A 3,998-nucleotide genomic window follows, 5' to 3' on the forward strand; every position below is an offset into this window, starting at 1 on the left:
CATTCGCGCCTGAGCCAGCAGACGCGGCAGACGATTTTCCTGGCGTTCCAGGGCGGTCTCTCGCTGCTCTTCATCGGCTTCGTCGGCTGGTGGGTGGCGCGCAGCGTGGCCAAGCCGGTGGAAGCGATCAGCAAGGCCACGCGGCGCATGGCGGCGGGCGAATTGTCCGCGCGCGTCGAAGGGCAGGGGCGCCGCGCGCCGGAGGAACTCACCCAGCTCGCGAGCGATTTCGATGCGATGGCCGAACGCATCGAGGCCCTGGTCGCCCACGATCGCAGCGTGCTGCAAGACCYCTCGCACGAATTGCGCTCACCGCTCGCACGTCTGCACCTGATCCTCGATCTCGCCCAGCGCAGCACGCCTGAAGAAGCCGCGCGATATTTCCTGCAGGCGGAACAGGAAATTGGCCGCCTCGACCATATGACCGGCGAGATGCTGGCGCTGTCGCGGCTCGAAGGTGGTATCCCCGGCGTGAACCGCGAACCGGTGGACCTGGCCGCGCTCTTGCGCGAAAGCGTGCGACGCGCCGAACTGGAAGCCGCCGCGCGCCATATCACCTTGGCCTTGTTCGACGGCGCACCGGTCGTGGTATCCGGCAACGAGCTGCTGCTGGAGCGGGCGTTGGACAACCTTATCGCGAACGCGATCAAGTTCAGCCCCGAAGGCGGGCGGGTCGAACTGATGGCGCAGACCGTGGGCGCACGTGTCGACGTTTCCGTGCGCGACAACGGGCCCGGCGTGCCGGAGGCGGAGCTTGGCTCGCTGTTCCGGCCATTGTTCCGCGGCAGCAATGCATCGCGCGCCGACGGGCACGGGCTGGGGCTGGCCATCGTCCAGCGCGTGGTCAAAGCGCATGGCGGCGACATCCACGCGGAAAATGTCGACGGCGGCGGGTTGCGGGTCGCTCTGCAACTGCCATTGGCGCCGGCCACTGCCGGCTGATTCGAGCTTCGGGCCGCCAGCGGCCTTCGAAAACGCCCGCGCGTCTGCGACACTCGGTGTTTTCGACCACGGCCTGCCGATGCGCTCCAACGCTATCGCCGCGGTGGGACTGGCGCTGTGCGCGGCGCTGTTCTTCACCATGACCTATGTACTCAACCGCAGCCTGGTGGCAGGCGGCGGTCATTGGGCGTGGGCAGTGATCCTGCGTTATCTCATCACCTTGCCGTTGCTGGCCATTGCCTTGCCCTGGCAGGGTGGCCTGGGCGAATTGCCGAACGAGTTGAAGCGCTATCCGCGCGCATGGCTGTTATGGAGCGCGGTGGGATTCGTGTTGTTCGGTCTGCCGTTGACGTGGGCGGCCAATAGCGGTCCGTCCTGGCTGGTGGCAGGCAGTTTCCAGACCACCGTGCTGGCGGGCCCTTTGCTAGCGCCATTGATTTATCGCGACGCACGCCGGCATCTGGCATGGCGCAGCGTGGCGATCGGCGTGTTGATCGTGGCCGGCGTGTTCGCGCTGCAATGGGGGCACGCGCAAGGCGAGCTGCGCGCCAGCGACTGGCTGGCGATGGCGGCCGTGGTGTTTTCGGCCTTCATGTATCCGCTGGGCAACCGCATGGTGCTGCTGCACCTGGAACACAGCGGCGCGCAGATAGGCGCCACCCAGCGCGTGTTCGGCATGACGCTGTGCAGCTGGCCGCTGTGGCTGATCCTCGCCGTGGTGACGTGGATCGCGGTGGGCCCGCCGGGCTGGCGCGAAATCCTGCTCGCGGGTGGCGTGGCCTTGTCGTCGGGCGTGATTGCCACGGTGTTGTTTTTCCGCGCCACGGCGATGGTTCGTTCGGAGCCCACCGCACTCGCGGCGGTGGAAGCGATGCAGGCGGCCGAGCTGCTGTTCGCCACGGTGATTGGTGCGAGCTTTCTGGGCGAGGCGTGGCCGCATGGTTACTCAGCGTTTGGCGCGGTGATGATCATCGTTGGCATTGCATTGTTCGGTTGGGTAAGTGGTCGATCGGCGGCCGGGCACCGGGACGAGGTGCGCACATTGGAAACGGATCGTGGTGCATGAGCGCTGAGGGCGGCGGAGCGATGGTGATGCGTGCAGTTTGGAAAAGTGTGGCGATTTGCCTGCTCGCTGGAGCGCTGGTCAGGCCGCTGCCGGTACAGGCCGAGGAGCAAGCGCTGCCTCCGCCGGTAAAACTCGTGTTGGACGCGAAGGCGTTCGCGCCCGAGCAGATCAAGGTGACGGTCTACCTCCCTCCGGGCTACACGCGTTCGGACGCGCGTTATCCCGTGCTGTACGCGAACGACGGGCAGGACATGGACGCGGTTGGCTTGCAACAGACGCTTGCAACGCTCTACGCGCAACACGCGATCCATCCGGTGATCGTGGTGGCGGTGGACATGCTCAAGGATCGTGCGTCGGGCTATGGGCTGTTCGATCGTGCACGTCGGCAAAGCATCGTGGGAGGCTCGCGCATCGGCCCGATCGGAGCGCGTGCGTACGATTACTCGGCATGGCTCGCCGGCACGCTGGTGCCTTATGTTGACGCGCATTACCGCACGCAGGCTTCGGCTCAAGGGCGCACGATGCTCGGCTGGTCGCTGGGTGCGCTCAATGCGTTCAGCCTGGGCTGGGAGTACCCGGACGTGTTCGGACAAGTGGGCGCGTTCTCGCCATCGTTCTGGCTGGCGGCCGATCGCAGCGATGCGCAGGCGGTGGAAAGCACGCGCCYGGCGCAGGCCATGGTGGATCGTGCCGGGCAGCGCAAGCCGCTGCGTTTCTGGTTTGCCGTGGGCGGCCATGAAGAAACCAATGACCGCAACCATAACGGCACCATCGATGCCGTCGAAGATCTGCAGGACGTGATCAACGGTTTTGCGGCACCCGATGGCAGGCACCGGCGGGGTCTGCGCGATCTGGGCTATCGCATCGAGACGGATCACCCCGACCAGCCGTCGCAAGCGGACGAGGTCGTCTACGATCTGCTGCCCGATGGGGAACACAACCAGGCCACCTGGAAGCGCATGTTGCCGGTGTTCCTTCGCTGGGCCTATGGCGTCACGCCGTAACGGGAATCAGCCCGCCACGGCGGTCAACGGCGAGTGCGCAACCACGCAGTTGCGTCCCTGGGTTTTCGCACGATAGAGCGCCGCATCCGCGCGGGCGATCAGATCGTCCGCCGTATCGGCAGGTCCGGTGAGACTGGCCACGCCCATGCTGATGGTGGTCTGCAGCGAGTTGCCGCGCGAGTGCACATGCAGTGATTCGATGCTGCGGCGGATACGCTCGCCCACCGCCATCGCCTGCTCATGCGTCGTGGCCGGCAGCAAGGCCACGAACTCTTCGCCGCCGTAGCGGCCCAGGCTGTCCGTCGGGCGCAGTTCGTCGGCGATGGCAGCGGCCACCGCGCGCAGACAGGCATCGCCCGTCTGGTGACCATAGCGGTCGTTCACCGACTTGAAGTGGTCCAAGTCCAGGAAGATCAGCGCGAGTGGCTGATGCTTTGGTCTTGCCTGCGTGACGGCCTCATGCAGCCTGGCGACCAGGGCGCGCCGGTTGAGCAGGCCGGTGAGCGCGTCGTGGTCGGCCAGGTGGTGCGCCACGTCGCGTTCGCGCCGCGCGCGCAAGGACAGATCAGCCAAACCGATGGTCACCACGATGCTGCAGAACGCAGTGGCAAACGGGAGGCCGTATTCCAGCCAGCGAGGCTGGTCCAGCGCCAGCAAGATCTGGCCCAGTCGCATGACGGTCAGCAGCACCTGGGGCAACCACGCCACCAGGAAAAAACGAGCCTGCCGCCCATGCCGGGACGCAGCCAGCACGATCGTGCCCAAGGCCCACAGCGAGGTGACGATAAACCACAGGTTGTACGCACTGGCCAGCAGATGCATGCGCTCCGCAAACGGGAAACAAAGCAGGGCGGCGATCAGCACGTACGGCCAGCGCATATAACCCAGTGCGCGCGCCGGGCGCGGGGTGATCTGGCGCAGCTCGCAGAATTCCAGGATGAAGGAGAACAGCAGCGGCGCGCTGAGCGCCACGAACAGCCATGGCG

4 protein-coding genes are annotated in these 3,998 nt (G+C 66.1%); 3 read left to right on the forward strand and 1 reads right to left on the reverse strand.

The features are described from left to right. The 3 genes from AC1DMG_RS20650 to AC1DMG_RS20660 form a co-directional block, all read left to right on the forward strand. Window positions 1–942: HAMP domain-containing sensor histidine kinase (locus tag AC1DMG_RS20650; RefSeq protein ID WP_477181015.1), on the forward strand; the 942-nt coding region annotated here is incomplete at its 5' end. 79 nt (window positions 943–1,021) lie between these two features. Then, window positions 1,022–2,008 (forward strand): multidrug resistance efflux transporter family protein, encoded by a 987-nt coding sequence (locus AC1DMG_RS20655; RefSeq protein WP_441603441.1) that lies wholly within the window; start codon window positions 1,022–1,024, stop codon window positions 2,006–2,008. Next, window positions 2,005–3,012 carry an alpha/beta hydrolase gene (locus tag AC1DMG_RS20660; RefSeq protein ID WP_477181016.1) on the forward strand — a complete coding sequence of 336 codons (1,008 nt, stop codon included), beginning with the start codon at window positions 2,005–2,007 and terminating at the stop codon, window positions 3,010–3,012. Before AC1DMG_RS20655 ends, AC1DMG_RS20660 begins: the two co-directional genes overlap by 4 nt. Before the next feature lie 6 nt (window positions 3,013–3,018). On the opposite strand, the gene AC1DMG_RS20665 is transcribed toward AC1DMG_RS20660, so the two are convergent. Then, window positions 3,019–3,998, reverse strand: a 980-nt coding sequence (locus tag AC1DMG_RS20665) for a GGDEF domain-containing protein (protein ID WP_477181017.1), incomplete at its 5' end; no start/stop codon positions are given.

This window comes from Dyella sp. 01N36 (assembly GCF_056399745.1).